Consider the following 22,596-nt stretch of genomic DNA (forward strand, 5'->3'; position numbering starts at 1 on the left):
AATGTCAGCGGTAGGGCGAGTCCAGCGAGATGTTGCGCGCCAGTTCGCGCTCCCAGCGGTCGCCATTCGCCAGCAGCCTGTCCTTGTCGTAGTAAAGCTCTTCGCGCGTCTCCGTCGCGAACTCGAAATTCGGCCCCTCGACGATGGCGTCGACCGGGCAGGCTTCCTGGCAGAAGCCGCAATAGATGCACTTCACCATGTCGATGTCGTAGCGCACGGTGCGGCGAGTGCCGTCATTGCGGCGCGGGCCGGCCTCGATGGTGATCGCCTGCGCCGGACAGATCGCTTCGCACAATTTGCAGGCGATGCAGCGTTCCTCGCCATTGGGATAGCGGCGCAGCGCATGCTCGCCACGGAAGCGCGGGCTGGTCGGCCCTTTCTCGTGCGGATAGTTGATCGTTTCCTTCGGCGCGAAGAACTGGCGCATCGACAGGAAGAAGGCGCTGACGAAATCCTGCAGCAGCAGCGATTTTGCGGCCTGGCCAAAAGCGGACATCACGCAAACCCCGTGATTTTGAGGAAGGCCGCGGTGGCAACGACCATGAACAGGGAGATCGGCAGGAACACTTTCCAGCCCAGCCGCATCAGCTGGTCGTATCGGTAGCGCGGCACGAAGGCCTTCACCATGGAGAACATGAAGAACATCAGGCAGATCTTGAGCACGAACCAGATCACGCCGGGCACCCAGGTGAAGGGGGCGAAGTCGAAGGGCGGCAGCCAGCCGCCGAGGAACAGGATGGTGGCCAGCGCGCACATCATCACCACGGCGACATATTCGCCGAGGAAGAACAACAGGAACGGCGTCGAGGAGTATTCGACCATATGGCCGGCGACGAGTTCCGACTCGGCTTCCACCAGGTCGAAGGGCGGGCGGTTGGTCTCGGCCAGCGCCGAGATGAAGAAAATGACGAACATCGGGAACAGCGCCAGCCAGTGCCAGTCGAGGAAGCTGTTGGGCAGGCCAAGCTTGGTGCCCAGCCCATCCTGCTGCGACAGCACGATGTCCGACAGGTTGAGCGAGCCGACGCAGAGCAGCACGGTGACGATGACGAAGCCGATCGAGACTTCGTAGGACACCATCTGCGCCGCCGAGCGCAGCGCGCCGAGGAACGGGTATTTCGAGTTGGACGCCCAGCCGCCCATGATCACGCCGTAGACCTCGAGCGAGGAGATGGCGAAGACGTAGAGGATGCCGACATTGACGTTGGCGATCCCCCAGCCCGCATTGACGGGAATGACCGCCCAGGCCGAGATTGCCAGCACGGCCGACACCAGCGGCGCCAGCAGGAACACGCCCTTGTTGGCGCCGGACGGAATGACCGGTTCCTTGAAGACGAATTTCAGCAGATCGGCGAAAGCCTGCAGCGTGCCCCACGGGCCGACGACGTTCGGGCCGCGGCGCAATTGCACCGCCGCCCAGATCTTGCGGTCGGCGTAAAGCAGGTAGGCAACCCCGATCAGCAAAACGACGATCAGCACGACCGACTTTAAAAGGATGATCAGCGTCGGCACCACATAGAAGGAGAAGAAAGTGTCCATGTCTACTCTGCCGCCTGCCTGAAGCCGTTTTTCGCCAGCGCCGAGCATTCCGCCATGACGGCGGAGGCCCGCGCGATCGGGTTCGTCAGATAGAAATCCGTGACCGGCGAGGTGAAAGTGCCCTTGTTCAGCCGCCCGCCGAGCTTCGCCACCCTGGCGATGTCGTCGGGGTTGCCTGAGACAACATGATCGATGCGGGCGAGATGCGGGTATTCGCCATAGAGTTTGGCGCGCAACTGCTGCAGCGAATCGAAGGGTAGTTTCTTGCCCAGCACATCGGACAATGCCCTCAGGATCGCCCAGTCCTCGCGCGCATCGCCCGGCGCGAAGCCGGCGCGGTTGGTCTGCTGCACGCGTCCCTCGGTGTTGACATAGGTGCCGGACTTTTCGGTGTAGGCGGCTCCCGGCAGGATGACATTGGCGCGGTGCGCACCGGCGTCGCCATGCGTTCCGACATAGACAACGAAGGCGCCGCCGGTCTTGGACATGTCGATCTCGTCGGCGCCGAGCAGGAACAGAACCTCGCTCTCCCCCAGCATGCCGGCAACGTTCTTGCCGCCCTTGCCAGGCACGAAGCCGACATCGAGACCGCCGACGCGCGCGGCCGCAGTGTGCAGCACGGCAAAGCCGTTCCAGTCGGCGCGGGCAGCGTTCACGGCCGTGGCGAGTTTCGCCGCCTGGCCGAGCACCGCCGCGCCGTCGGCACGCGATAGTGCGCCCTGGCCGACGATGATCAGCGAATGCGTCGCCTTCTTCAGCACCTGGAAGAACTTGCCGTTGCCATCGGCCAAGTCTTTCAGCGACTCCGGACCGGCGCCGAGCTGTTCATAGTCGTAACGCGTGTCGCCGACCTCGCCGATGACGCCGACCGGCAGATTGCCGATCCGCCAGCGCTTGCGGATGCGGGCATTGAGCACCGAGGCCTCGAAGCGCGGATTGCCGCCGATGATCAGCACCGCGTCGGCCTGCTCGATGCCCTCGATGGTGGGGTTGAAGATGTAGCTGGCGCGGCCGAGCGCGGGATCGAGTGCGGCGCCGTCCTGGCGGCAATCGGTGTTCTTCGAGCCCAACGCAGCCATAAGCTGCTTAAGCGCGTAGATTTCCTCGACGGCGGCAAGATCGCCCGCAATCGCGCCGATTTTCTCGGGCGCCGCATTCGACACCGCATCCCTGATCGCAACGAACGCTTCGGCCCAGCTGGCCGGCGCCAGCTTTCCGTCCTTGCGGACATAGGGGCGGTCGAGGCGCTGCGTGCGCAATCCGTCCCAGATGAAGCGGGTCTTGTCGGAAATCCACTCCTCGTTCACCGCTTCATTGACGCGCGGCAGGATGCGCATCACCTCGCGGCCACGGCTGTCGACGCGGATTGCCGAGCCGACGGCGTCCATGACGTCGATGGATTCTGTCTTGGTCAGCTCCCACGGCCGCGCCTGGAAGGCGAACGGCTTCGACGTCAGCGCGCCGACCGGGCAGAGGTCGATGACATTGCCCTGCAGCTCCGAGGTCATGGCGCTTTCGAGATAGGTGGTGATCTCGGCATCCTCGCCGCGGCCGATCAGGCCAAGCTCGGAAATGCCCGCAACTTCCGTGGTGAAGCGAACGCAGCGCGTGCAGTGGATGCAGCGGTTCATAACCGTCTTGACCAGTGGGCCGATATACTTGTCTTCGACCGCGCGCTTGTTCTCGTGATAGCGCGAGGAATCGACGCCGAAGGCCATCGCCTGGTCTTGCAGGTCGCATTCGCCGCCCTGGTCGCAGATCGGGCAATCCAGCGGATGGTTGATCAAAAGGAATTCCATCACGCCTTCGCGGGCCTTCTTGACCATCGGCGTGTTGGTGAAGATTTCAGGCGCCTCGCCATTCGGACCCGGACGCAGGTCGCGCACATTCATGGCGCAGGAGGCCTGCGGCTTCGGCGGCCCGCCCTTCACCTCGATCAGGCACATGCGGCAATTGCCGGCGATCGACAGCCGCTCATGGAAGCAGAAGCGCGGCACTTCCGCGCCGGCGTCCTCGGCCGCCTGCAGCAGCGTGTAGTGGTCGGGTACAGTGATCTCTTTCCCGTCGACCTTGAGCTTTGCCATCAATTGCCCCCGGCGGTCTGCGCCGTCTCATATGCCTGAAACAGATCGCTCAGCCTGATGCCATTGATCATCATGCCGGCGACTTCAGCGTTTTCTATCTTCAAATTGCTCATATTCACATTGCTGAAAAACGCGTCCGAGAGGTTCGCGTCGTCCACAACGGCCGCCGACAGGTCGACGTTGTGAAACTGCGTGTTCGACAAGTTCACATCGTCAAATCTGGAGTTGCTGACGATGGCATTGCGCACATCGAGAACATCGCTCCTGTCGTGGATCTCCATGCCTGCCACCCCTACTTCTTCGCCTTGGCGGCCAGCGTCAGCGCCGCGGCCTGGCGGGTCCACTCGTCGCGGCCGATTCGGCCGGTGAGCGACAGGTAGTCCTCGACCCAGGCGATCTCTTCCGGCGTCCACGCCGCGATCTGGGCAAAGGTCCAGATGCCGAGGCCGTTCAGCACTTTTTCCAGCTTCGGTCCAACGCCGGTGATCGCCTTGAGATCCGACGGCTTGGCCGGACGAGCCACGGCCTTGGGCTGTCTGAAATCCTCCGGCATCAATCCGATCGTCGCGCCTTCGGCGACGGCATCGGTCTTCTCCGGCTCGGCATCGACGGTGCGAGCGGCAATATCGGTCACATCCTGGGCAAAACTCTGCGCCTCGGCGATCAGGGTTCTGGTCGCCGCGCGCGCCTTGGTGGCCGGCGCGGTCTCGGAGAACTCTTGGGTGCGCTGCTCGAAATCGTCGATGATCGGCTGGAAAATCCGCTGCGATGCCTCGGCAGCACCCGACAAGGCGCCTAGCCACACGCCAAAGGCATGGTTGGCAAGGCCGAAGCCCAGCGCCGACATGGCGGCGGCACCCGCGACAGGATGCGCGAGAAGGTTGACGGCGCTGGCCATCTCCTTCGGCATCATCCTTGTCAAATCCTGGTTCATCTTCTCAAGCTGGTCCAAATTGGGCATCAAAGGGTTCGAATAGGGCGCCATAGACATCTCCTGGTCGTTTCTTCGTCAGCCCCGCCCCTATATTTCCGTCCGGGGCTTGCGCCCGATTTCAATCTACTCAGCAGCCACCATCACCGGTTCGGCCCGGTGCGCGTTGCGCGAAAACTCGTCGATGCGCCGCTCCACCTCGCCGCGGAAATGCCGCATCAGGCCCTGGATCGGCCATGCCGCGGCATCGCCCAGCGCGCAGATCGTATGACCCTCCACCTGTTTGGTGACGTCGAGCAGCATGTCGATCTCGCGCTTCTGCGCCTCGCCGCGCACCAGCCGCTCCATCACCCGCCACATCCAGCCGGTGCCTTCGCGGCATGGCGTGCACTGGCCGCAGCTCTCATGCTTGTAGAAATAGGAAAGCCTGGCGATCGCCTTCACGATATCGGTCGATTTGTCCATGACGATGACAGCCGCCGTGCCAAGGCCGGATTTCAGGTCGCGCAAAGCATCGAAATCCATCGGCGCATCGATGATCTGCTCGGCCGGCACCAGCGGCACCGAAGCGCCGCCCGGAATGACCGCCAGGAGATTGTCCCAGCCGCCGCGAATGCCGCCGCAATGGGTTTCGATCAGCTCGCGGAACGGGATCGACATCGCCTCCTCGACGGTGCACGGATTGTTGACGTGGCCGGAGATGCAAAACAGCTTGGTGCCGACATTGTTGGGCCGGCCGAAGGACGAGAACCAGGCGGCGCCACGGCGCAAAATGGTCGGCGCGACCGCGATTGACTCGACATTGTTCACGGTAGTCGGACAACCGTACAAGCCGACATTGGCCGGGAATGGCGGCTTCAGCCGGGGCTGGCCCTTCTTGCCTTCGAGGCTTTCCAGAAGTGCTGTTTCCTCGCCGCATATATAGGCGCCGGCGCCGTGATGCATGTAGATGTCGAAATCGTATCCGGACGTGTTGTTCTTGCCGATCAGCCTGGCCTCGTAGGCCTCGTCGATGGCGCGCTGCAGCGCTTCGCGCTCGCGGATGAACTCGCCGCGCACATAGATGTAGGCGGCGACCGCGCCCATGGCGAAGCCGGCGATGAACGAGCCCTCGACCAGCGTGTGCGGATCGTTGCGCAGGATATCGCGGTCCTTGCACGTGCCGGGCTCGGATTCGTCGGCGTTGACAACGAGATAGCTCGGCCTTCCGTCGCTCTGCTTGGGCATGAACGACCATTTCAGCCCGGTCGGGAAGCCGGCGCCGCCGCGGCCGCGCAGGCCTGACGCCTTCATCTCGTTGACGATCCACTCGCGCCCCTTGGCGATGATGCCGGGCGTGTTGTCCCAGGCGCCGCGCGCCATCGCGCCGGCCAGCGACTTATCGAACAGGCCGTAGATGTTGTTGAAGATGCGGTCTTTGTCAGCCAGCATGACTTACCTCTTTCCCCGCAAGACGATCGAGAACCACACCAGCACGCCCATGCCGGTCGCGGCCATCGATTCCAGGGTATCCGAAAACGGCAATTCGACGAGGCGCCGAAGCCCCTCCAGAAGGATGTTGGCAGCAGCGATGCAGACAACGCCGATGACAATGCTGCGCAGCGACAGCAAAGATCCGGTGCTTTGCGCTTCAGCCATCAACGTGGCTCCTTGCCGAAGACGCGGATGTATTCGGCGACGCCGCCCTTGGCGAGCGCCTTGGCCTGCTTGCCCCAGTCGTCGCGCTCGATGCGACCCTGGAAAGCGAGATATCCATCCACCCAGTCGCGCTCGGCCTTATTCCAGGATGCGACCTGTGTGAAGGTGAAGATGCCAAGCGAATGAAGGATGCCCTCGATCTTCGGGCCGATGCCCGAGATCAGCTTGAGATCGTCGGCCGCAGCCGGCCTGTCGATTCCGGCTGGACGGTTCTTGTCCTCGAGCGACGGCTTTGCGGGCCTGGCTGCCGGCGCCTTGACGGCCGGGGCCACCGCGGCCTTGGCCGCTGGCGCCTTGAATTCCGGAGCGATGAAGGCAGCTGCCGGCGTGGCGGTGGTCTTCGGGCCATTACGCTGCTTGGCGACCTTCTCGACTTCAGGCGCCGCGGTGTTGGCGTTGGCGGCAGAATGCAGGGGCGCCGGGACGCTCGCCGCTTTTTCCGCCGCCGGTGCAACCTTGGCCCTGGAGGGCGACTTCAACGCCGAGCTGGTTTCCGGCGCATCGGTTTTCGGTTTGCCGGCGTTGGATGGCGCGACCGGGGCGGCCGCTGCAGGAGCGGCAGGCGCCGGAACAGGCGCTGCAATGATCGCGTCGGGCGCCGCGTGGGCAGCCTTGCTCGCCGCCCTGGCTTCCTTGTCGCGCGTCGCTTTGAGGATCGCCTTTTCGCTCTTCAGCGTCGTCAGGCCAGGCGCCGGCTCCGAGCCGGTTCTGCCATTTTGCGGTCCCGTGGGAACCGAGGCGCCCTTGCCTGCATCATAAAGATCGATGATTTCGGCCAGCCGCTCAGGCGTCAGATCCTCGAACGTGTCCTTGAAGACCATCACCATCGGCGCGTTGACGCAGGCGCCGAGGCATTCGACCTCCTCCCACGACAGCGTGCCCTTGTCGTTGGTGTGGAACTGGTCGTGATGGATTTTCGAGCGGCACACATCCATCAGCGCTTCCGAGCCGCGCAGCATGCAGGGCGTGGTGCCGCAGACCTGGACATGCGCGCGCGTGCCGACCGGATTGAGCTGGTACTGCGTGTAGAAGGTCGCGACTTCGAGCCCGCGAATGCGCGGCATGCCGAGCATGTCCGAAATCGTCTCGATCGCCGCCTTGGTGACCCAGCCTTCCTGCTCCTGCGCAATCATCAGCAAGGGAATGATCGCCGACTGCTCCCGGCCCTTCGGATATTTCTTGATCCATTGCTTCGCAACCGCCGCATTCGCCCGGTTGAAGGCGAAGGAGGCTGGCTGGACGCTTGCTTCTGCGAGACGGCGGACTGACATTTAGCGATCGGGCCCCTGCTCTGCTACGAGAGCTATTGCGGTTTCACATTCTTTCTGATGAGAAAACGGAATGCGTTCGGCAGATCGAGCAACACTCGCAAATCGCTCTGCGGGCAACATGTATTGCCACAGCCCCAGAACAGTTTGCCTTACTTGAGGCGAGATCCATGCCATGACCGCATCAGCGTCGATGTCATCGTCGAACAAGTGCTCGTAAAAAGCGACACCAGCCGCATTCCAAATCTGTTTGTTCGGGTGAACGGCAGCCCATTGGGCGAACCCGTGCATTCTACCCAGCTTGTCGACGTCATTGTCGCGGTGGGCAAGGCGCGTCTTGGGTAGCAGGGTAAAAAAGAAGTCATAGATCGAACAGTGCTGAGTCGAGTTGTAAGAAGCCTCTGCGAACTCGACCGGCAGCATGGCTTTTGCCAATTCGCGCCACCGCGGTAGGGCAGCGTCGGCATTCCCTCGAACACCGACCTGAGAGCGCACTGTAGGATTGGCTGCCGCCATCACCGATCAACCTCCCCGAAGACGATATCGAGGGAACCCAGGACGGCAGTGACGTCGGCCAGCATGTGGCCGCGGCAGAGGAAATCCATGGCTTGCAGATGCGCGAAGCCGGGCGCGCGCAGCTTGCAGCGATAGGGCTTGTTGGTGCCGTCGGAGACGAGATAGACGCCGAACTCGCCCTTCGGCGCCTCGACGGCAGCATAGACCTCGCCGGCCGGCACGCGATAGCCCTCGGTGTAGAGCTTGAAATGATGGATCAGCGCTTCCATCGAGCGCTTCATCGCCTGGCGCTTCGGCGGCACCACCTTGCCGTCGAGGTTCGACACCGGCCCGGTGCTCTCCTTGCCGAGCAGAAGGTCGACGCACTGGCGCATGATTTTCGCCGACTGGCGCATCTCTTCCATGCGCACGAGATAACGGTCGTAGCAGTCGCCGTTCTTGCCGATCGGGATGTCGAAATCCATCTCGGAATAGCATTCATAAGGCTGCGACTTGCGCAAATCCCAGGCCGCACCCGAGCCGCGCACCATGACGCCGGAAAAGCCCCAGGCCCAGGCGTCGGCAAGCGACACGATACCGATATCGACATTGCGTTGCTTGAAGATGCGGTTGCCGGTAAGCAGCCTGTCGAGGTCGTCAAGCGACTTCAGGAACGGGTCGATCCACTTGCCGATGTCCTCGACCAGCTTCGCCGGCAGATCCTGGTGCACGCCGCCGGGACGGAAATAGGCCGCATGCATGCGCGAACCGGAAGCGCGCTCATAAAACACCATCAGCTTTTCGCGTTCGACGAAACCCCACAGCGGCGGCGTCAGCGCGCCGATATCCAGCGCCTGCGTCGTCACATTGAGGATGTGCGACATGATGCGGCTGAGCTCGGAATAGAGCACGCGGATCAACTGGCCGCGCTTCGGCACTTCGATGCCGAGCAACCGCTCGGTGGCGAGCGCGAAGGCATGCTCCTGGTTCATCGGTGCGCAATAGTCGAGCCGGTCGAGATAGGGCACTGCCTGCAGATAGGTTTTGTGCTCGATCAGCTTTTCGGTGCCGCGATGCAGCAAGCCGATATGCGGATCGACGCGGTCGACCACCTCGCCGTCAAGCTCCAGCACAAGACGCAAAACACCGTGCGCCGCAGGGTGCTGCGGTCCGAAGTTGATGTTAAAGTTGCGGACGGAGGTTTCAGCCATTCTGGCGCCTCTGGCGAAGAGTCAGTAGTGAGTAGTGAGTAGTGATCATCAATCTCAATGCCTGCTTCATTCCGCCTGCTTGGCCTGCACCGTTCGGATAAGAGATCTCATCATTTTTCCAATCTCTTCGCATCGCAGCAGCAGCTCAATCTCATTGTCTTTTCGCAGCAGGCCAACCCGACATGCCAGCAGTATGTGTGTCTCCAGTTCCTTCAACGAGCCTTGCGCCATGCGCAAAAATTGAACGAACGACCCTCTGTTCTCCCGACCGTATCCCTCCGCGACGTTCGCTGCGACCGAAACCGCCGATCGGCGCATCTGAGAGGTCATGCCGTAAATCTCATCCCTCGGAAACTCTTTGGTGAAACGGTAGCAATCCTCAGCAAGCGTCATCGCCGATTGCCACACCTTCAAGTCGCGATAAGATTCGATCCGTTGCTCCAAATCTTTTGCTACTGACTACTCACTACTTCCTACTCACTGTTTCGCCTTCTCATCGCCCGGCAGGACGTAGTCCGTCCCTTCCCATGGCGAGAGAAAATCGAAGTTCCTGAATTCCTGCTTCAATTCCACCGGCTCGTAGATCACGCGCTTGGCTTCGTCGTCGTAGCGCACCTCGACGAAACCGGTCAGCGGGAAGTCCTTGCGCAGGGGATGGCCCTCGAAACCGTAGTCCGTGAGGATGCGGCGCAGGTCCGGATGGCCGGAGAACAGCACGCCATAGAGATCGTAGGCCTCGCGCTCATACCAGTCGGCGCCGGGATAGACAGCGGTGAGCGACGGCACCAGCGTCTCTTCGTCGGCCTGCACCTTGATGCGGATGCGCAAATTCTGCTTCGGCGAAAGCAAATGATAGACGACATCGAAACGCTTGACGCGCGACGGGTAGTCGGCGCCGCAGATATCGATGATCGAAATGAACTGGCAGCCCGAATTGTCACGCAGGAAGCTTGTCACCTCGATCAGATTGTCTGTAGCAACCGAGATCGTCAGTTCGCCATAGGCAAGCACCGCATCGGTGACGCGGCCCGGCAGCTTTTCGCCGAGATAGGTCGACAGTTCGCTCAGGGATGCGGCCATGGGTCTACCGTTCGATCGTGCCGGTGCGGCGGATCTTCTTCTGCAGGAGAAGAATGCCGTAGAGCAGCGCTTCGGCGCTCGGCGGGCAGCCGGGCACATAGATGTCGACCGGCACGATGCGGTCGCAGCCGCGCACCACCGAATAGGAATAGTGATAATAGCCGCCGCCATTGGCGCAGGAGCCCATCGAGATGACGTAGCGCGGCTCCGGCATCTGGTCGTAGACCTTGCGCAAAGCGGGGGCCATCTTGTTGGTCAGCGTTCCCGCCACGATCATTATGTCCGACTGGCGCGGCGACGCGCGAGGAGCCACGCCAAACCGCTCCGAATCATAGCGCGGCATCGAGGTGTGGATCATCTCGACGGCACAGCAGGCGAGACCGAAGGTCATGAACATCAGCGAGCCGCTGCGTGCCCAGGTGATCAGCGCCTCGGTCGAGGTGACCAGAAAACCCTTGTCGGCCAGTTCATTGTTGATCTCGAGGAAGAACGGATCGTCGGAACCGACCGGACGTCCGGTATTGGGGTCGATCAGGCCTTTGGGCTTCGGCGCGACGAGCGTTCCGGAACTGTCGTTCAATCCCATTCCAGCGCTCCTTTTTTCCACTCATAGGCAAAGCCGATGGTCAGCACCGCCAAAAACACCATCATCGACCAGAAACCGAGCATGCCGATCTTCGAGAACGACACCGCCCACGGAAACAGGAAGGCCACTTCCAGATCGAAGATGATGAACAGGATCGACACCAGGTAGAAGCGGATGTCGAATTTCATCCGGGCATCGTCGAACGAGTTGAACCCGCACTCGTAGGCGGAAAGCTTCTCCGGATCGGGATTGCGATAAGCCACCAGGAACGGCGCGATGATAAGCGACAGGCCTACAACTGCGGCCACGGCGATGAAGAGGACGATGGGCAGGTATGAACTGAGGAGTACGTTCATGCTCGGCTTTCCGTTGGCGGCCAATCCACTTTGATTACAGCAACCAACCCTAATGCGGAAGCGCGACAGTTTAACCGCTGAACCGTTTTAGGTGCCTTTGCTGCAACGCGGCGAGGGTTAGCGCACGGCTTTCAGCGAAGCAAGTCAAACCTTGTTCAAAAGACAGTGCTGGACGGCAGGCCGGGAAAAACTGGTCCGATCTCCTCCTGTTTGATTTCCTTCATCTTTCACTCCACTTTTGTCTCCTGACACATCTCCCGCCATTTGCCTGCTAGCATGACCGGAATCGCCGGCTAAAGTCGGGAAAATGGTTCGAGGCAAGACACTTTGACGAAGGACAAAATCTCACTCCCCGCGGCCAGGCGCATCGCGCTCGCCGCGCAAGGATTTCTCGATCCCCGCCCGGTCGGCACGCCCGATCGCCGCCACCTCGCCCGCGTGCTGTCGCGCACCGGCTTGCTGCAGATCGATTCCGTCAGCGCGGTGGTGCGCGCCCACTATATGCCGCTCTATTCGCGGCTTGGCCCCTACCCGCTGGCTTTGCTCGACAATGCGGCCATCACCCGCAAACGCACGGTGTTCGAATACTGGGCGCATGAGGCCTCGTTCCTGCCGGTCGAGACCTACCCGCTGATGCGCTGGCGCATGCAGCGGGCCGAGCAAGGCGACGAAATGTATCTCGGCCTCGCCAAATGGGGCCGCGAGCACGCCGCCTATATCGAAGAGATCTACCGCGCGGTCGCCGAGCGCGGCCCGATTGCCGCTTCGGCACTGGAAGGCCAGAAAGGTTCGGGCGGCTGGTGGGGCTGGAGCCACGCCAAGCACGCCTTCGAATGGCTCTTCTGGGCCGGACGCATCACCACGGCGCACCGCCGTGGCTTCGAACGCTTCTATGACCTGCCCGAGCGCGTGCTGCCGCAGGCGATCCTCGATCTGCCGGTGCCGACCGCCGAGGACGCGCACCGCGAATTGCTGCGCATTTCTGCCCGCGCCCACGGCATCGCGACGTCGGGTGACCTGCGCGATTATTTCCGCTTGTCGCCGGCCGACATGAAGGGCCGGTTGGAGGAACTGGTCGAGATGGGCGAGTTGCTGCCGGTAAACGTCGAAGGTTGGGACAAGCCGGCTTACCTCTATAGGGACGCCCGCCTGCCGCGAAAGATCGAGGCCCGCGCCTTGCTGGCCCCCTTCGATCCGGTGGTCTTCGAGCGCGCGCGCACCGAGCGTCTCTTCGATTTCCGCTACCGCATCGAGATCTACACCCCGGCCGACAAGCGGCAATATGGCTATTACGTGCTGCCTTTCTTGCTCGGCGACAAGATCGTCGCCCGCGTCGACCTCAAGGCCGACCGGCCTGCGAGTGTCTTACGCGTCCACGCCGCCTATGCCGAAGCAGGCGCACCGCCTGAGACCACCGCACAGCTTTTCGAGGAACTAAAGGAGATGCAGGGCTGGCTTGGCCTTGAGCGCATCGAAGTGACGCCGGCCGGCAATCTGGGGAAACCCCTGGCCGACATCGCCATGTCGTAGCCGTGCGTTGACACCGCCGCCCGCAAAAGCCTAAATCCGCTGCAGACGGTCCCCTGCCCGCAACGGCAAGGGCCAAGAGGGAATGCGGTGCGGGATTTCGGTCCCAAATCCGCGGCTGTCCCCGCAACTGTAAGCGACGAGCCAAGGCCGAAAGCCACTGGGTAACACCGGGAAGGCGGCTAACCAAGGCGACGACCCGCGAGCCAGGAGACCTGCCGTCTGAGACAAAGTATCCGATCGCCTGGCGGGTTTCCGGGCAAGGAGCACGGTTTTTGGACCAGAACAGCAGTTTTTCGGCTGGCACAGCGGACATTGCGTCCGGCGACAACGACGCCCTGACCGGCGTGACCGTCATCGTCTGCGCCTCCTGCCGCGATGAGACCGGTTCCGACGCCCATCCGCGCGCCGGCGAATTGCTGGCTGAGGACACACGCCGCGCCGCTGCCGGCGATATCCGGGTCCGCACCGCCGAATGTCTCGGCAATTGCAAGCGCCGCCTCAGCGCCGCGATCCTGCGCGATGGCTGCTGGAGCTATGTCTTCGGCGATCTGACCGCAACCAGCGGCGCCGACCTCGTTACCGGCGCAAAGCTCTTCGCGACTTCGGCCGACGGCCTCATCCCGTGGCGCGGCCGGCCCGATAGCCTCAAGCGCGGCCTCGTTGCCCGCATCCCACCCCTCGACATGCTGAAGGACTGACGATGAACGCTTCAAACCCGGCCGCCAACCTCTCCCGTGTTCCCTGCACTGTCGTTACAGGCTTCCTCGGCGCCGGCAAGACGACGCTGGTCCGCCATCTCCTGGAAAATGCCGGCGGCAAGCGCATCGCCATCATCGTCAACGAGTTCGGCGACATCGGCATCGACGGGGAAATCCTGAAAGGCTGCGGCATCGACACCTGCCCCGAGGAAAACATCGTCGAACTGGCCAATGGCTGCATCTGCTGTACAGTCGCCGACGATTTCGTGCCCGCCCTCGACAAGATCCTCGCGCTGACACCGAAGGTTGACCACATCCTGATCGAGACCTCGGGCCTGGCTCTGCCCAAGCCGCTGGTCCAGGCGTTCCAGTGGCCGAGCGTGAAGAGCCGGGTAACCGTCGACGGTGTCATCGCCGTGGTAGACGGCCCGGCGCTGGCCGAAGGCCGCGTCGCCAACGACATGGACGCTTTGCAGGCACAGCGCGCTCAGGACGAGACGCTCGACCATGACGATCCTGTCGAAGAAGTGTTCGAGGACCAGATCGCCTGCGCCGATTTGATCATCCTGTCGAAGAGCGATCTGATGGACGCCCCCGGTTCGGCCCGCGCCAACGCCATCATCAATGAACATTCCGCCCGCGCGGTAAAAATCGTGCCGACTGCGCATGGCAAGGTCGACCCGTCGGTGCTGCTTGGCCTCGGTCTCGCCGTCGAAGACGACATCGAGAACCGCAAGTCGCATCACGACGGCGCTTTCGATCATGAGCATGACGATTTCGACACCTTCATCGTCGACATCCCCTCGATCGCCAATCCCGACGACCTGGCCAAGCGCGTCGCCACCGCCGCCGAACAGGAAAACGTGTTGCGTGTAAAAGGCTTCGTCGATGTCGGCGGCAAGCCGATGCGGCTTTTGCTGCAGGCCGTCGGCCCACGCGTCAACCATTACTATGACCGCGCCTGGACGGCCGAGGACGATCGCCGCTCGCGTCTCGTCGTCATTGGCCTGAAGGGGCTGAACCGTCCGGCGATCGAGCGTATACTCGCCGGTTGATCTCAGGCACGAGCCGCGATGCATATACTCGCCACGACCTCCGCCTCGCTCGACGATCTCGCCGAGCCAGTTGATCTCCGGCAGACGCCGGCGGATATCGTGGCGCTGTCCTTCACCGACAGCGACCTCGCCGGCCTCGCGGCGGCCTGGAAGGCCGATGCCGTCCGCCTGCCGTCGATGCGGCTGGCGGCGCTGCGCGACCTGCGCCATCCCATGTCCGTGGACCTCTGGATCGACAGCGTCGCCCGCCACGCCAAGGTGATTTTGGTGCGCATCCTCGGCGGCTACGACTGGTGGCGCTATGGCTGCGACCAGCTTGCCGCGACTGCCGGTGCGAACGGCATCAAGCTGGCGCTGCTGCCGGGCGAGAGCCACGACGAGGATCTCAGGCTGATCGAAGCCTCGACGCTGCCGCGCGAGGATCTGGACGGCCTGCTTGGTTATTTCCGCGAGGGTGGCCCGGAGAATATGACGGCGCTGGTGCAAAGATTGGCGGGGCTGGCGGGACGGGATGCGGGGGCGGCTGACCCGGTCAGCGTGCCGAAAGCTGGCTACTACGAGCCTGGCCGCGGCGTCGTAGGCAAGTTGAATTTTGCCGATGTCGGCGTTCCTTCACACCCCCCTCTGTCCTGCCGGACATCTCCCCCGCAAGGGGGGAGATCAGCCGTTACCAAAGGCGGCTCCTCTCCTGCTCCTTTGGAGATCTCCGCAAGGTCTGCGATTGGCGAAAACATTTATGAGAGCACAATCTGCCCCCTTGCGGGGGAGATGTCCGGCAGGACAGAGGGGGGTGGGCCGGAACTCGGCGCAGACAACATCAACCTTCCCATCATCCCCATCCTATTCTACCGCTCGATGCTGCTGGCCGCCGATGTCGCGCCAATCGATGCCCTCTTTGATGCACTCCGCCAGCGCGGCATGAGACCGATCCCGATCTTCGTCTCCAGCCTCAAAGACCCGACCTCCCTGGCCTTCGTCGAAACCGCACTGGCCTCGCTCAACCCCGCCGCCATCATCACCGCAACCGCCTTCGCCTCCGGCGCCGAACCCGGCGTCCAAACCCTGTTCGACCGCGCCGGCGTGCCGGTCTTCCAGGTCATCGTCGCCACCACCCGCCGCAACGTCTGGGACAACAACCAGCGCGGCCTGGCGCCCGCCGACCTCGCCATGCATGTCGTGCTGCCCGAACTCGACGGCCGTATCCTTGCCGGCGCAATTTCCTTCAAGGGCGAGAGCGAGACCGACCCGGCGCTCGGCCACCGCGCTTTCGCCAACCGCCCGGAACCGGATCGCGTGGCGCAAGTGGCGGACAGGCTAGCGGCGTTCACACGGTTGCAGCAGACGCCCCGCGCGACGCGTAAGTTGGCGATCCTCATTCCGGACTATCCGAGCGCGCCCGGCCGCACTGGCTATGCAGTGGGCCTGGATGTGCCGTCCAGCGTGCTGGCCATGCTGCATGACCTGAAGGAGCAGGGCTATCGCGTTGACGGGATTCCAGAAACGCCGCGTGCGCTGCTGGACGCGTTGGAGCGGAGCGATGGTGGGCTGGGGCTGGATGAGTATCTGGACTTCTCAAAGGATTTGCCGGCTGAGGCACTGGCTGCAGTCGAGGCGGCATGGGGCGCTCCTTCACCCTCCCCCTTGTGGGGAGGGTCGGTTCGCGACATTCGCGAAGCGGATAGCGCGAAACGGGGTGGGGGTAGCGGTGCACCACCCCCACCCGGCGCTGCGGGCCACCCTCCCCACAAGGGGGAGGGTAAGAGCGGCTTCCCCTTCCGCGCCGCCACCTTCGGCAACATCACTGTCGCTCTCGCCCCCGACCGTGGCCGCTCGGCCGACCGCCGCGCCGATTACCACGACCCGACGCTCCCTCCCCGCCACAACCTCATCGCCTTCGGCCTGTGGCTGCGCAAATCGCTCCGCATCCATGCTCTCATCCATGTCGGCGCTCATGGCACGCTGGAATGGCTGCCCGGCAAGACGGTAGCGCTCTCACAAAACTGCTTCCCCGAGATCGTCACCGGCTCGCTGCCCGTCATCTATCCCTTCATCGTCTCCAATCCCGGCGAGGCGGCGCAAGCCAAGCGGCGCATAGCAGCCGTCACGCTTGGCCATCTGCCGCCACCACTGGCAGCTGCTGGCCTTGATGAAGAGCAGCACAAGCTCGAGCGCCTCGTCGACGAATACGCCCAGGCCGACGGCCTCGACCGCCGCCGGCGCGATCGTCTGGCCAAGCTGATCGTCGACACCGCGCAAAAGACCGGCCTCGCCTCCGAAGCCGGCGTCGCCAAAACCGACGCGCCCGACGAGGCGCTGCGCCGCATCGACGCCTGGCTCTGCGACCTCAAGGATTTCGCCATCAAGGACGGCCTGCACATCTATGGCCGCGCTCCCGACGACGAGCCCGACGCCATGCGCCGGCAAAGCGCCGAAGCCGAGAAGGCCGCGCTGCTGGCGGCGCTCGACGGCCGTCACATCAAGGCGGGTCCGGCGGGCGCACCGGCGCGTGGCCGCTCCGACGTGCTGCCCACCGGCCGCAACCTGTTCACCTCCGACCCGCGCACCATGCCGACGCCGACCGCCTACGATCTGGGAAAGGCGGCGGCAGAAGAAGTCGTGCGCGGCTATATGCAGTCGCATGGCGACTGGCCGCGCTCGCTGGTCATCGACCTCTGGGGCTCGGCCTCGCTGCGCACCGGCGGCGAGGAGATCGCGCAAGGCCTGGCGCTGATGGGCTGCCGGCCGCAATGGGATTCGGCCACCGGCCGCATCACCGGCATCGAAGTGCTGCCGCCGGCCACGCTCGGTCGCCCGCGCATCGATGTCACCTGGCGGATTTCGGGTCTGTTCCGCGACATGTTCCCGACCCAGATCGCGCTGATCGACGCCGCCGCCAACGCCGTTGCCGCGTCCGACGAGGACGATTCGGAAAACCCGCTCGCCGCCAGAACCCGTGCCGATGGCAAGATCGGCCCGCGCATCTTCGGCACCTCGCCCGGCACCTACGGCGCCGGCGTCGAGGACCTGCTGTCCAGCGGCGACTGGGTCGGGCGCGAAGAAATCGGCCGCGCCTATCTCGATGCGACATCACATGCTTATGGCGGCGCAGAGGGCGAAGGCATCGCCTCCCCCGGCGCTTTCGAGACCCGCGTCGCCGAGGCCGATCTGCTGGTCCACACCGGCGACGATCCCGGCCGCGACATTCTCGAGGGCTCCGCCGACGTCGCCTTCATCGGCGGCTTTTCGGCCGCCCTTGCGGCATTGGGCCGAAATGCCGACGTCATCGTGCTCGACACCACCGACCCGCAAAAGCCGAAGCCGCGCTCGGTCGGCGAGGCTGTGTCGCGGGTTGTGCGGGCGCGAGCCGTCAATGCGCGCTTTATAGCCGGCCAGATGCGGCATGGTCCGCGCGGCGCTTCCGAGTTTGCCGAAACCGTCGACCGCCTCATCGGCTTTGCCGAAACCACGCACGCCATTTCGGGCGCGTTGATCGAGGCCGTGCATGACGCCTATGTCGGCGATCCCGATGTCCGCGCCTTCATCCTGCGTGAAAATCCGGCCGCTGCCAAAGTCATCGCCGAGCGCTTCCTGTCGGCGCGCCGGCGCGGTCTCTGGCATCCCTTGCGCAACGCGATCGACGACGATCTCGCGGCGTTGATCGCCGAGGCCGAGGCGCTCGGGGTCGCGGCATGAACGCCTTCTCGCGCCGCGGCGCCTGTCCGGCTCTCTCGGCGCCGATGCAGACCGGCGATGGCCTGCTGGTGCGGCTCAACCCGGTTGCTGGAGGGCTTTCCCCCAAGTCGCTGATCGGACTCTGCGAATCCGCCTTGAAGCGCGGCAACGGCATCATGGAAGTGACCGCACGGGGCAGCCTGCAGATACGCGGCCTGACGGCGGAAAGTGCCGTGCTGTTGGCGGCGGAGGTCGATGCACTGGGGATTGCAGTGCGTACCGGCGTGCCGGTCGAGACCGGGCCGCTGGCCGGCATCGATCCGCGGGAGATTGCCGATCCGCGAGCTTTGGCTGAGCGGATCAGGGCTGCGGTCGAGGAAGCTGGGCTGACGCCAAGGCTCGGACCGAAGGTGTCGGTGGTTGTCGATGGTGGTGGGCAGCTGACGATGGAGGGGGTGACGGCCGATGTCAGGCTGAAGGCGGTGCGGGACGGCGGCAACGTTATGTGGGCTTTGTCTGTTGCCGGCGATGGCCAAAGCGCGAGGCCGCTTGCGACGGCCGATGAGGATGCAGCGCGCGATATTGCGGTTGCTGCCCTCAGGATGACCGCGGAGAAAGGCCGGGAGGCACATGCGAGGGATTTGTCGGAGAGGCAGCTAGCGTCTCTCGCAGGTTGGCATTCCTTCGCGCCCCCCTCTGTCCTGCCGGACATCTCCCCCACAAGGGGGGAGATCAGCAGCTTCGCTGTCAGCTCTTCGCCTTCGACGTTGAAAACTGGCGAAACCGGCGGCGACAGCACAATCTCCCCCCAAGTGGGGGAGATGTCCGGCAGGACAGAGGGGGGCGCCGTAGAGCGCTCTCGCTCGCCGATTGGCCTCTTCGACTTGAACACCGGCCACGCCCTCGGCATCGGCCTGCCCTTCGGCAGCATGCCAGCGCAAAACCTTATCGACCTTGCCAGCCGAGCGTCGAACCTCGGCACCGCCGAAATCCGCCTCGCCCCCGGCCGCGCCTTGCTGTTCCTCGGCCAACCGTCGTCCGCAAACCACCCCCTGCGAGCCACCGCCGCCGCCCTTGGCTTCGTTACCACCGCCGCCGACCCGCGCACCCGCATCGCCGCCTGCCCCGGCACTCCTGCCTGCGCATCCGGCCGCATCACCACGCGCGATATTGCCGAGACAATCGCCGCCGAAAACGCTGATATCCTCGACTTCACACTGCACATTTCCGGCTGCGCCAAGGGCTGCGCTTACTCCGGCTCTGCCGCGCTAACAATCGTCGGCGGCGAAAACGGAGCCGGACTTGTCGTGAACGCGACGGCAAAGGCCCTTCCTGCGGGGTACAGGCCGGGCTATGACGCCGCACGCGGCGTCAGTCGCGTCGCGGCGATGGTCCGCAGCGCACGATTTCAGGGCGAAACCGCCGCCGCCTGCCTGACAAGGCTCGGACCGGCGGCAATCGCCAAGGCTTACCGACAAACTGAACAACGGAAATGAGCATGGCCGCCTACGACTACATCCATGACGGCAACGCGATCTATGAACGTTCCTTCGCCATCATCCGCGCCGAGGCCGACCTGTCCCGGTTCTCCGAGGCGGAAGCCGACGTCGCCATCCGCATGATCCATGCCTGCGGCCAGGTCGAAGCATCAAGTCATTTTGTCTTCTCCAGCGATTTCGTCGCCGCTGCCCGCAGCGCTTTGGCGGCCGGCGCACCGATCTTCTGCGACGCCGAAATGGTCTCGCATGGCGTCACCCGCGCCCGGTTGCCGGCCGGCAACGAGGTGATCTGTACCTTGCGCGACCCGCGCACGCACGACATCGCCAAGCAGATCGGCAACACCCGCTCGGCTGCGGCAATCGATCTGTGGGGCGAGCATATGGCCGGTTCGGTGGTCGCCATCGGCAATGCGCCGACGGCCCTGTTCTATCTCCTGGAAAAGTTGCGCGACGGCGCGCCGAAGCCGGCCGCCATCATCGGCATGCCGGTCGGCTTCGTCGGTGCCGCCGAATCCAAGGATGCGCTGGCCGAGAATTCCTATGGCGTACCCTACGCCATCGTGCGCGGCAGGCTTGGCGGCAGCGCCATGACCGCAGCCGCGCTCAATTCGCTGGCGAGGCCCGGCCTGTGAACGCAGCCGTCAAAGAAGATCTGGCAAAAGGCCGTCTTGTCGGCGTCGGCACGGGGCCTGGCGACCCCGAGCTGCTGACGCTGAAGGCCGCGCGCGTTCTGGCCGAGGCCGATGTCGTCGCCTACTTCGCCAAGCGCGGCAACAACAGCAACGCGCGCGCCATCGTCGAGGCGCGTTTCCGGCCGGATATGCTGGAACTGCCGCTGCTCTACCCCGTCACCACCGAGATCGACAAGGATCACGACGACTACCGTTCGCAGATCACCGATTTCTACGAGGAGTCGGCCGAGAAGGTCGCCGAACACCTCGAAGCCGGCCGCATGGTCGCCGTGCTCTCCGAAGGCGACCCGCTGTTCTACGGCTCCTACATGCACCTGCATGTCCGCCTCGCCCATCGCTTCCCGACCGAAGTCATCCCCGGCGTCACCGCCATGTCGGGCTGCTGGTCGCAGACCGGCGTGCCGATCGTCCAGGGCGACGATGTGCTGACGGTTTTGCCCGGCACGATGAGCGAGTTCGAGCTGACGCGCCGTCTCGCCGACACCGACGCCGCCGTCATCATGAAGGTCGGCCGCAACCTGCCCAAGATCAGGCGGGCGCTGGAGGCCACCGGCAAGATCGCCCGCGCCGTCTATGTCGAGCGCGGCACCATGGCCGGTAGCATCTCGATGAAGCTTGCCGACAAGCCGGACGACAAGGCCCCCTATTTCGCCATCGTGCTGGTCGCCGGCTGGTCCGGCCGGCCTGGCGTTATGGGAGCCAAGCCATGAGCGGCCGCCTCACCGTCATCGGCCTTGGGCCCGGCAATGCCGATCAGGTGACGCCGGAGGCGAGCCGGGCCGTGGCGCAGGCAAAATTCTTCTATGGCTACAAACCTTATCTCGACCGGCTTGATCTTCGCACCGACCAAACCCGCGTCGCCTCGGACAATCGCGAGGAACTCGCCCGCTCCAAGGACGCGCTGGTCAAGGCCGCCGAGGGCCATGACGTCGCCGTCGTTTCCGGCGGCGATCCCGGCGTCTTTGCCATGGCCGCCGCGGTCTGTGAGGCGATCGAGGCCGGTCCGGCCGAGTGGCGCGCGGTCGATGTCGCCGTCGTGCCGGGCATCACTGCGATGCTGGCTGTCGCCGCCCGCATCGGCGCCCCGCTCGGCCATGATTTCTGCGCCATCTCGCTATCCGACAATCTGAAGCCGTGGGAGCTGATCGAACTGCGCCTGCTCGCTGCCGCCGGCGCCGGCTTCGTCATCGCGCTCTACAATCCGATCAGCAAGGCGCGCCCCTGGCAGCTCGGCCGTGCCTTCGAATGCCTGCGCGCCATCCTGCCCGGCACCACGCCGGTCATCTTCGGCCGCGCCGCCGGCCGCCCGGACGAGCGCATCGAGGTTTTTCTGTTGGCCGATGTCGAGGCGGAAAGGGCCGACATGGCGACCTGCATCATCATCGGCTCGCCGGAGACACGGATCATCAAGCGCGGTGACAAACCGGCGCTGGTCTACACACCGCGTTCCGCGACGGGGTCGAGACCATGATCGATCATCGCGGCCAATGCTTCGACAGTTTCGGCCGACGGCACCTCCGGCAGGATGGGCCTGCGCACCATCACCACCTCGATACCGAGCGCCCGCGCCGCCGCGATCTTGCCGTAGGTGGCCTCGCCGCCGCTGTTCTTGGATACGACGACATCGATGCGGTGCTCCTCGAGCAGCGCGCGTTCATCCGCCTCGCGAAACGGCCCACGCGCCAGCAGGTAGGTCGCATCCGGCACCGCCAGTTTCGGCTCGACCGGATCGACGCTGCGGACAAGGTAATGATGCTGCGGCGCCGCCTCGAAAGCCGCGACCTCCTGCCGGCCGAGCGCAAGGAAGGCACGGCGCGGCGGCGATCCAAGCGCGTGCACCGCATCGCCTGTCGTATCGACCTGCGTCCAGCGGTCGCCGTCGACAGGCTTCCAGCCGGGACGGCGCAGCGCCAGGATCGGCACACCGGTCAGGCGCGAGGCTTGCGCCGCATTGGCGGATATCTGCGCCGCATAGGGATGCGTCGCGTCGATCAGCAGGTCGATGCCCGCCTCCCTGAGATAGGCGGCCAGCCCGTCGGCGCCGCCAAATCCGCCGCTGCGCACCGGCACGCCTTGCGCGACCGGGCTTTCGGTACGGCCGGCCAGCGACAGAGTGACAGACAGATCGCTCCGCGCGGCCAGCTTTCCCGCCAAGTGCCGGGCTTCGCTGGTGCCGCCAAGGATCAGAATGCGGTGGGTCAT

The 22,596-nt window shown here is 64.2% G+C and carries 23 protein-coding genes and 1 riboswitch; of the genes, 8 read left to right on the forward strand and 15 right to left on the reverse strand.

The genetic code is table 11. The annotated features are described in order from the left end of the window. Positions 1 to 4: 4 nt before the first annotated feature. The 14 genes from nuoI to NKJ18_RS06870 form a co-directional block, all read right to left on the reverse strand. On the reverse strand, positions 5 to 496 hold the full coding sequence (gene nuoI, locus NKJ18_RS06805) for an NADH-quinone oxidoreductase subunit NuoI (RefSeq protein WP_023685203.1): 492 nt from the start codon (positions 494 to 496) through the stop codon (positions 5 to 7). Then, complete coding sequence (gene nuoH / locus NKJ18_RS06810; protein ID WP_023735918.1) at positions 496 to 1,539, reverse strand: NADH-quinone oxidoreductase subunit NuoH; 1,044 nt, start codon at positions 1,537 to 1,539, stop codon at positions 496 to 498. The genes nuoI and nuoH overlap by 1 nt, the downstream gene beginning before the upstream one ends. 2 nt (positions 1,540 to 1,541) lie before the next feature. Then, a complete protein-coding gene (gene nuoG, locus NKJ18_RS06815) occupies positions 1,542 to 3,623 on the reverse strand; it encodes an NADH-quinone oxidoreductase subunit NuoG (protein WP_352758007.1) in 2,082 nt (693 codons plus the stop codon). Then, positions 3,623 to 3,904, reverse strand: a complete 282-nt coding sequence (locus NKJ18_RS06820; RefSeq protein ID WP_023690954.1) for a pentapeptide repeat-containing protein — start codon at positions 3,902 to 3,904, stop codon at positions 3,623 to 3,625. The genes nuoG and NKJ18_RS06820 overlap by 1 nt, the downstream gene beginning before the upstream one ends. 11 nt (positions 3,905 to 3,915) lie before the next feature. After that, positions 3,916 to 4,608 carry a helix-hairpin-helix domain-containing protein gene (locus NKJ18_RS06825; protein WP_023690305.1) on the reverse strand — a complete coding sequence of 231 codons (693 nt, stop codon included), beginning with the start codon at positions 4,606 to 4,608 and terminating at the stop codon, positions 3,916 to 3,918. Between the two features lie 72 nt (positions 4,609 to 4,680). After that, positions 4,681 to 5,985: an NADH-quinone oxidoreductase subunit NuoF gene (nuoF, locus tag NKJ18_RS06830; RefSeq protein WP_023670819.1), complete on the reverse strand. Its 1,305-nt coding sequence runs from the start codon at positions 5,983 to 5,985 to the stop codon at positions 4,681 to 4,683. A 3-nt stretch (positions 5,986 to 5,988) separates the two neighbouring features. Further along, positions 5,989 to 6,192, reverse strand: a complete 204-nt coding sequence (locus tag NKJ18_RS06835) for a hypothetical protein (RefSeq protein WP_023712707.1) — start codon at positions 6,190 to 6,192, stop codon at positions 5,989 to 5,991. After that, positions 6,192 to 7,523, reverse strand: coding sequence for an NADH-quinone oxidoreductase subunit E (locus NKJ18_RS06840; RefSeq protein ID WP_352499750.1), 1,332 nt, complete (start codon positions 7,521 to 7,523; stop codon positions 6,192 to 6,194). Before NKJ18_RS06840 ends, NKJ18_RS06835 begins: the two co-directional genes overlap by 1 nt. Next, positions 7,524 to 8,036: a DUF7674 family protein gene (locus NKJ18_RS06845; protein WP_023700376.1), complete on the reverse strand. Its 513-nt coding sequence runs from the start codon at positions 8,034 to 8,036 to the stop codon at positions 7,524 to 7,526. It lies immediately after the preceding gene. Further along, positions 8,036 to 9,226, reverse strand: coding sequence for an NADH-quinone oxidoreductase subunit D (locus tag NKJ18_RS06850; protein ID WP_023685196.1), 1,191 nt, complete (start codon positions 9,224 to 9,226; stop codon positions 8,036 to 8,038). The genes NKJ18_RS06845 and NKJ18_RS06850 overlap by 1 nt, the downstream gene beginning before the upstream one ends. Positions 9,227 to 9,292: 66 nt before the next feature. After that, positions 9,293 to 9,670, reverse strand: a complete 378-nt coding sequence (locus tag NKJ18_RS06855) for a four helix bundle protein (protein ID WP_031193090.1) — start codon at positions 9,668 to 9,670, stop codon at positions 9,293 to 9,295. Between the two features lie 33 nt (positions 9,671 to 9,703). After that, a complete protein-coding gene (locus NKJ18_RS06860) occupies positions 9,704 to 10,306 on the reverse strand; it encodes an NADH-quinone oxidoreductase subunit C (RefSeq protein WP_023685194.1) in 603 nt (200 codons plus the stop codon). Positions 10,307 to 10,310: 4 nt separating this feature from the next. Next, the gene (locus NKJ18_RS06865; protein WP_023670824.1) at positions 10,311 to 10,892 is read right to left on the reverse strand and encodes a NuoB/complex I 20 kDa subunit family protein; all 582 of its coding nucleotides are present in this window, start codon (positions 10,890 to 10,892) and stop codon (positions 10,311 to 10,313) included. Continuing rightward, positions 10,883 to 11,248, reverse strand: coding sequence for an NADH-quinone oxidoreductase subunit A (locus NKJ18_RS06870; RefSeq protein ID WP_352758008.1), 366 nt, complete (start codon positions 11,246 to 11,248; stop codon positions 10,883 to 10,885). Before NKJ18_RS06870 ends, NKJ18_RS06865 begins: the two co-directional genes overlap by 10 nt. Before the next feature lie 327 nt (positions 11,249 to 11,575). Between NKJ18_RS06870 and NKJ18_RS06875 the strand changes: the two genes are divergently transcribed. The 8 genes from NKJ18_RS06875 to NKJ18_RS06910 all read left to right on the forward strand — a co-directional run bounded on the left by NKJ18_RS06875 (position 11,576) and on the right by NKJ18_RS06910 (position 21,865). Then, complete coding sequence (locus NKJ18_RS06875; RefSeq protein WP_352758009.1) at positions 11,576 to 12,778, forward strand: winged helix-turn-helix domain-containing protein; 1,203 nt, start codon at positions 11,576 to 11,578, stop codon at positions 12,776 to 12,778. Positions 12,779 to 12,807: 29 nt separating this feature from the next. Next, positions 12,808 to 13,012: riboswitch (cobalamin riboswitch) on the forward strand. A gap of 38 nt (positions 13,013 to 13,050) precedes the next feature. Then, positions 13,051 to 13,476 carry a DUF1636 family protein gene (locus NKJ18_RS06880; RefSeq protein ID WP_023700378.1) on the forward strand — a complete coding sequence of 142 codons (426 nt, stop codon included), beginning with the start codon at positions 13,051 to 13,053 and terminating at the stop codon, positions 13,474 to 13,476. Between the two features lie 2 nt (positions 13,477 to 13,478). Further along, a complete protein-coding gene (gene cobW / locus NKJ18_RS06885) occupies positions 13,479 to 14,531 on the forward strand; it encodes a cobalamin biosynthesis protein CobW (protein ID WP_023733810.1) in 1,053 nt (350 codons plus the stop codon). Between the two features lie 18 nt (positions 14,532 to 14,549). Then, on the forward strand, positions 14,550 to 18,224 hold the full coding sequence (gene cobN, locus NKJ18_RS06890; protein WP_352758010.1) for a cobaltochelatase subunit CobN: 3,675 nt from the start codon (positions 14,550 to 14,552) through the stop codon (positions 18,222 to 18,224). Beyond that, a complete protein-coding gene (gene cobG / locus NKJ18_RS06895) occupies positions 18,221 to 19,699 on the forward strand; it encodes a precorrin-3B synthase (protein ID WP_352758011.1) in 1,479 nt (492 codons plus the stop codon). The genes cobN and cobG overlap by 4 nt, the downstream gene beginning before the upstream one ends. Positions 19,700 to 19,701: 2 nt before the next feature. Next, positions 19,702 to 20,334 (forward strand): precorrin-8X methylmutase, encoded by a 633-nt coding sequence (locus NKJ18_RS06900; RefSeq protein ID WP_352758012.1) that lies wholly within the window; start codon positions 19,702 to 19,704, stop codon positions 20,332 to 20,334. After that, on the forward strand, positions 20,331 to 21,104 hold the full coding sequence (locus tag NKJ18_RS06905) for a precorrin-2 C(20)-methyltransferase (RefSeq protein ID WP_352758013.1): 774 nt from the start codon (positions 20,331 to 20,333) through the stop codon (positions 21,102 to 21,104). The genes NKJ18_RS06900 and NKJ18_RS06905 overlap by 4 nt, the downstream gene beginning before the upstream one ends. Next, entirely contained in the window at positions 21,101 to 21,865 is a 765-nt protein-coding gene (locus NKJ18_RS06910) for a precorrin-3B C(17)-methyltransferase (RefSeq protein ID WP_023727701.1), read from the forward strand. The genes NKJ18_RS06905 and NKJ18_RS06910 overlap by 4 nt, the downstream gene beginning before the upstream one ends. Here the strand turns inward: NKJ18_RS06910 and NKJ18_RS06915 are convergent. Then, a complete protein-coding gene (locus NKJ18_RS06915; protein WP_023727702.1) occupies positions 21,829 to 22,596 on the reverse strand; it encodes a cobalt-precorrin-6A reductase in 768 nt (255 codons plus the stop codon). The genes NKJ18_RS06910 and NKJ18_RS06915 overlap by 37 nt on opposite strands.

Origin of the sequence: Mesorhizobium sp. M0217 (genome assembly GCF_040321955.1) — a bacterium.
Taxonomy (GTDB): domain Bacteria; phylum Pseudomonadota; class Alphaproteobacteria; order Rhizobiales; family Rhizobiaceae; genus Mesorhizobium.

Bases quoted from the DNA above. Each gene is read 5' to 3' on its own strand.
- nuoI (WP_023685203.1), bottom strand. From the start codon at position 496: ATGTCCGCTTTTGGCCAGGCCGCAAAATCGCTGCTGCTGCAGGATTTC.
- nuoH (WP_023735918.1), bottom strand. From the start codon at position 1,539: ATGGACACTTTCTTCTCCTTCTATGTGGTGCCGACGCTGATCATCCTT.
- nuoG (WP_352758007.1), bottom strand. From the start codon at position 3,623: ATGGCAAAGCTCAAGGTCGACGGGAAAGAGATCACTGTACCCGACCAC.
- NKJ18_RS06820 (WP_023690954.1), bottom strand. From the start codon at position 3,904: ATGGAGATCCACGACAGGAGCGATGTTCTCGATGTGCGCAATGCCATC.
- NKJ18_RS06825 (WP_023690305.1), bottom strand. From the start codon at position 4,608: ATGGCGCCCTATTCGAACCCTTTGATGCCCAATTTGGACCAGCTTGAG.
- nuoF (WP_023670819.1), bottom strand. From the start codon at position 5,985: ATGCTGGCTGACAAAGACCGCATCTTCAACAACATCTACGGCCTGTTC.
- NKJ18_RS06835 (WP_023712707.1), bottom strand. From the start codon at position 6,192: ATGGCTGAAGCGCAAAGCACCGGATCTTTGCTGTCGCTGCGCAGCATT.
- NKJ18_RS06840 (WP_352499750.1), bottom strand. From the start codon at position 7,523: ATGTCAGTCCGCCGTCTCGCAGAAGCAAGCGTCCAGCCAGCCTCCTTC.
- NKJ18_RS06845 (WP_023700376.1), bottom strand. From the start codon at position 8,036: ATGGCGGCAGCCAATCCTACAGTGCGCTCTCAGGTCGGTGTTCGAGGG.
- NKJ18_RS06850 (WP_023685196.1), bottom strand. From the start codon at position 9,226: ATGGCTGAAACCTCCGTCCGCAACTTTAACATCAACTTCGGACCGCAG.
- NKJ18_RS06860 (WP_023685194.1), bottom strand. From the start codon at position 10,306: ATGGCCGCATCCCTGAGCGAACTGTCGACCTATCTCGGCGAAAAGCTG.
- NKJ18_RS06865 (WP_023670824.1), bottom strand. From the start codon at position 10,892: ATGGGATTGAACGACAGTTCCGGAACGCTCGTCGCGCCGAAGCCCAAA.
- NKJ18_RS06870 (WP_352758008.1), bottom strand. From the start codon at position 11,248: ATGAACGTACTCCTCAGTTCATACCTGCCCATCGTCCTCTTCATCGCC.
- cobW (WP_023733810.1), top strand. From the start codon at position 13,479: ATGAACGCTTCAAACCCGGCCGCCAACCTCTCCCGTGTTCCCTGCACT.
- cobN (WP_352758010.1), top strand. From the start codon at position 14,550: ATGCATATACTCGCCACGACCTCCGCCTCGCTCGACGATCTCGCCGAG.
- cobG (WP_352758011.1), top strand. From the start codon at position 18,221: ATGAACGCCTTCTCGCGCCGCGGCGCCTGTCCGGCTCTCTCGGCGCCG.
- NKJ18_RS06900 (WP_352758012.1), top strand. From the start codon at position 19,702: ATGGCCGCCTACGACTACATCCATGACGGCAACGCGATCTATGAACGT.
- NKJ18_RS06910 (WP_023727701.1), top strand. From the start codon at position 21,101: ATGAGCGGCCGCCTCACCGTCATCGGCCTTGGGCCCGGCAATGCCGAT.
- NKJ18_RS06915 (WP_023727702.1), bottom strand. From the start codon at position 22,596: ATGACCCACCGCATTCTGATCCTTGGCGGCACCAGCGAAGCCCGGCAC.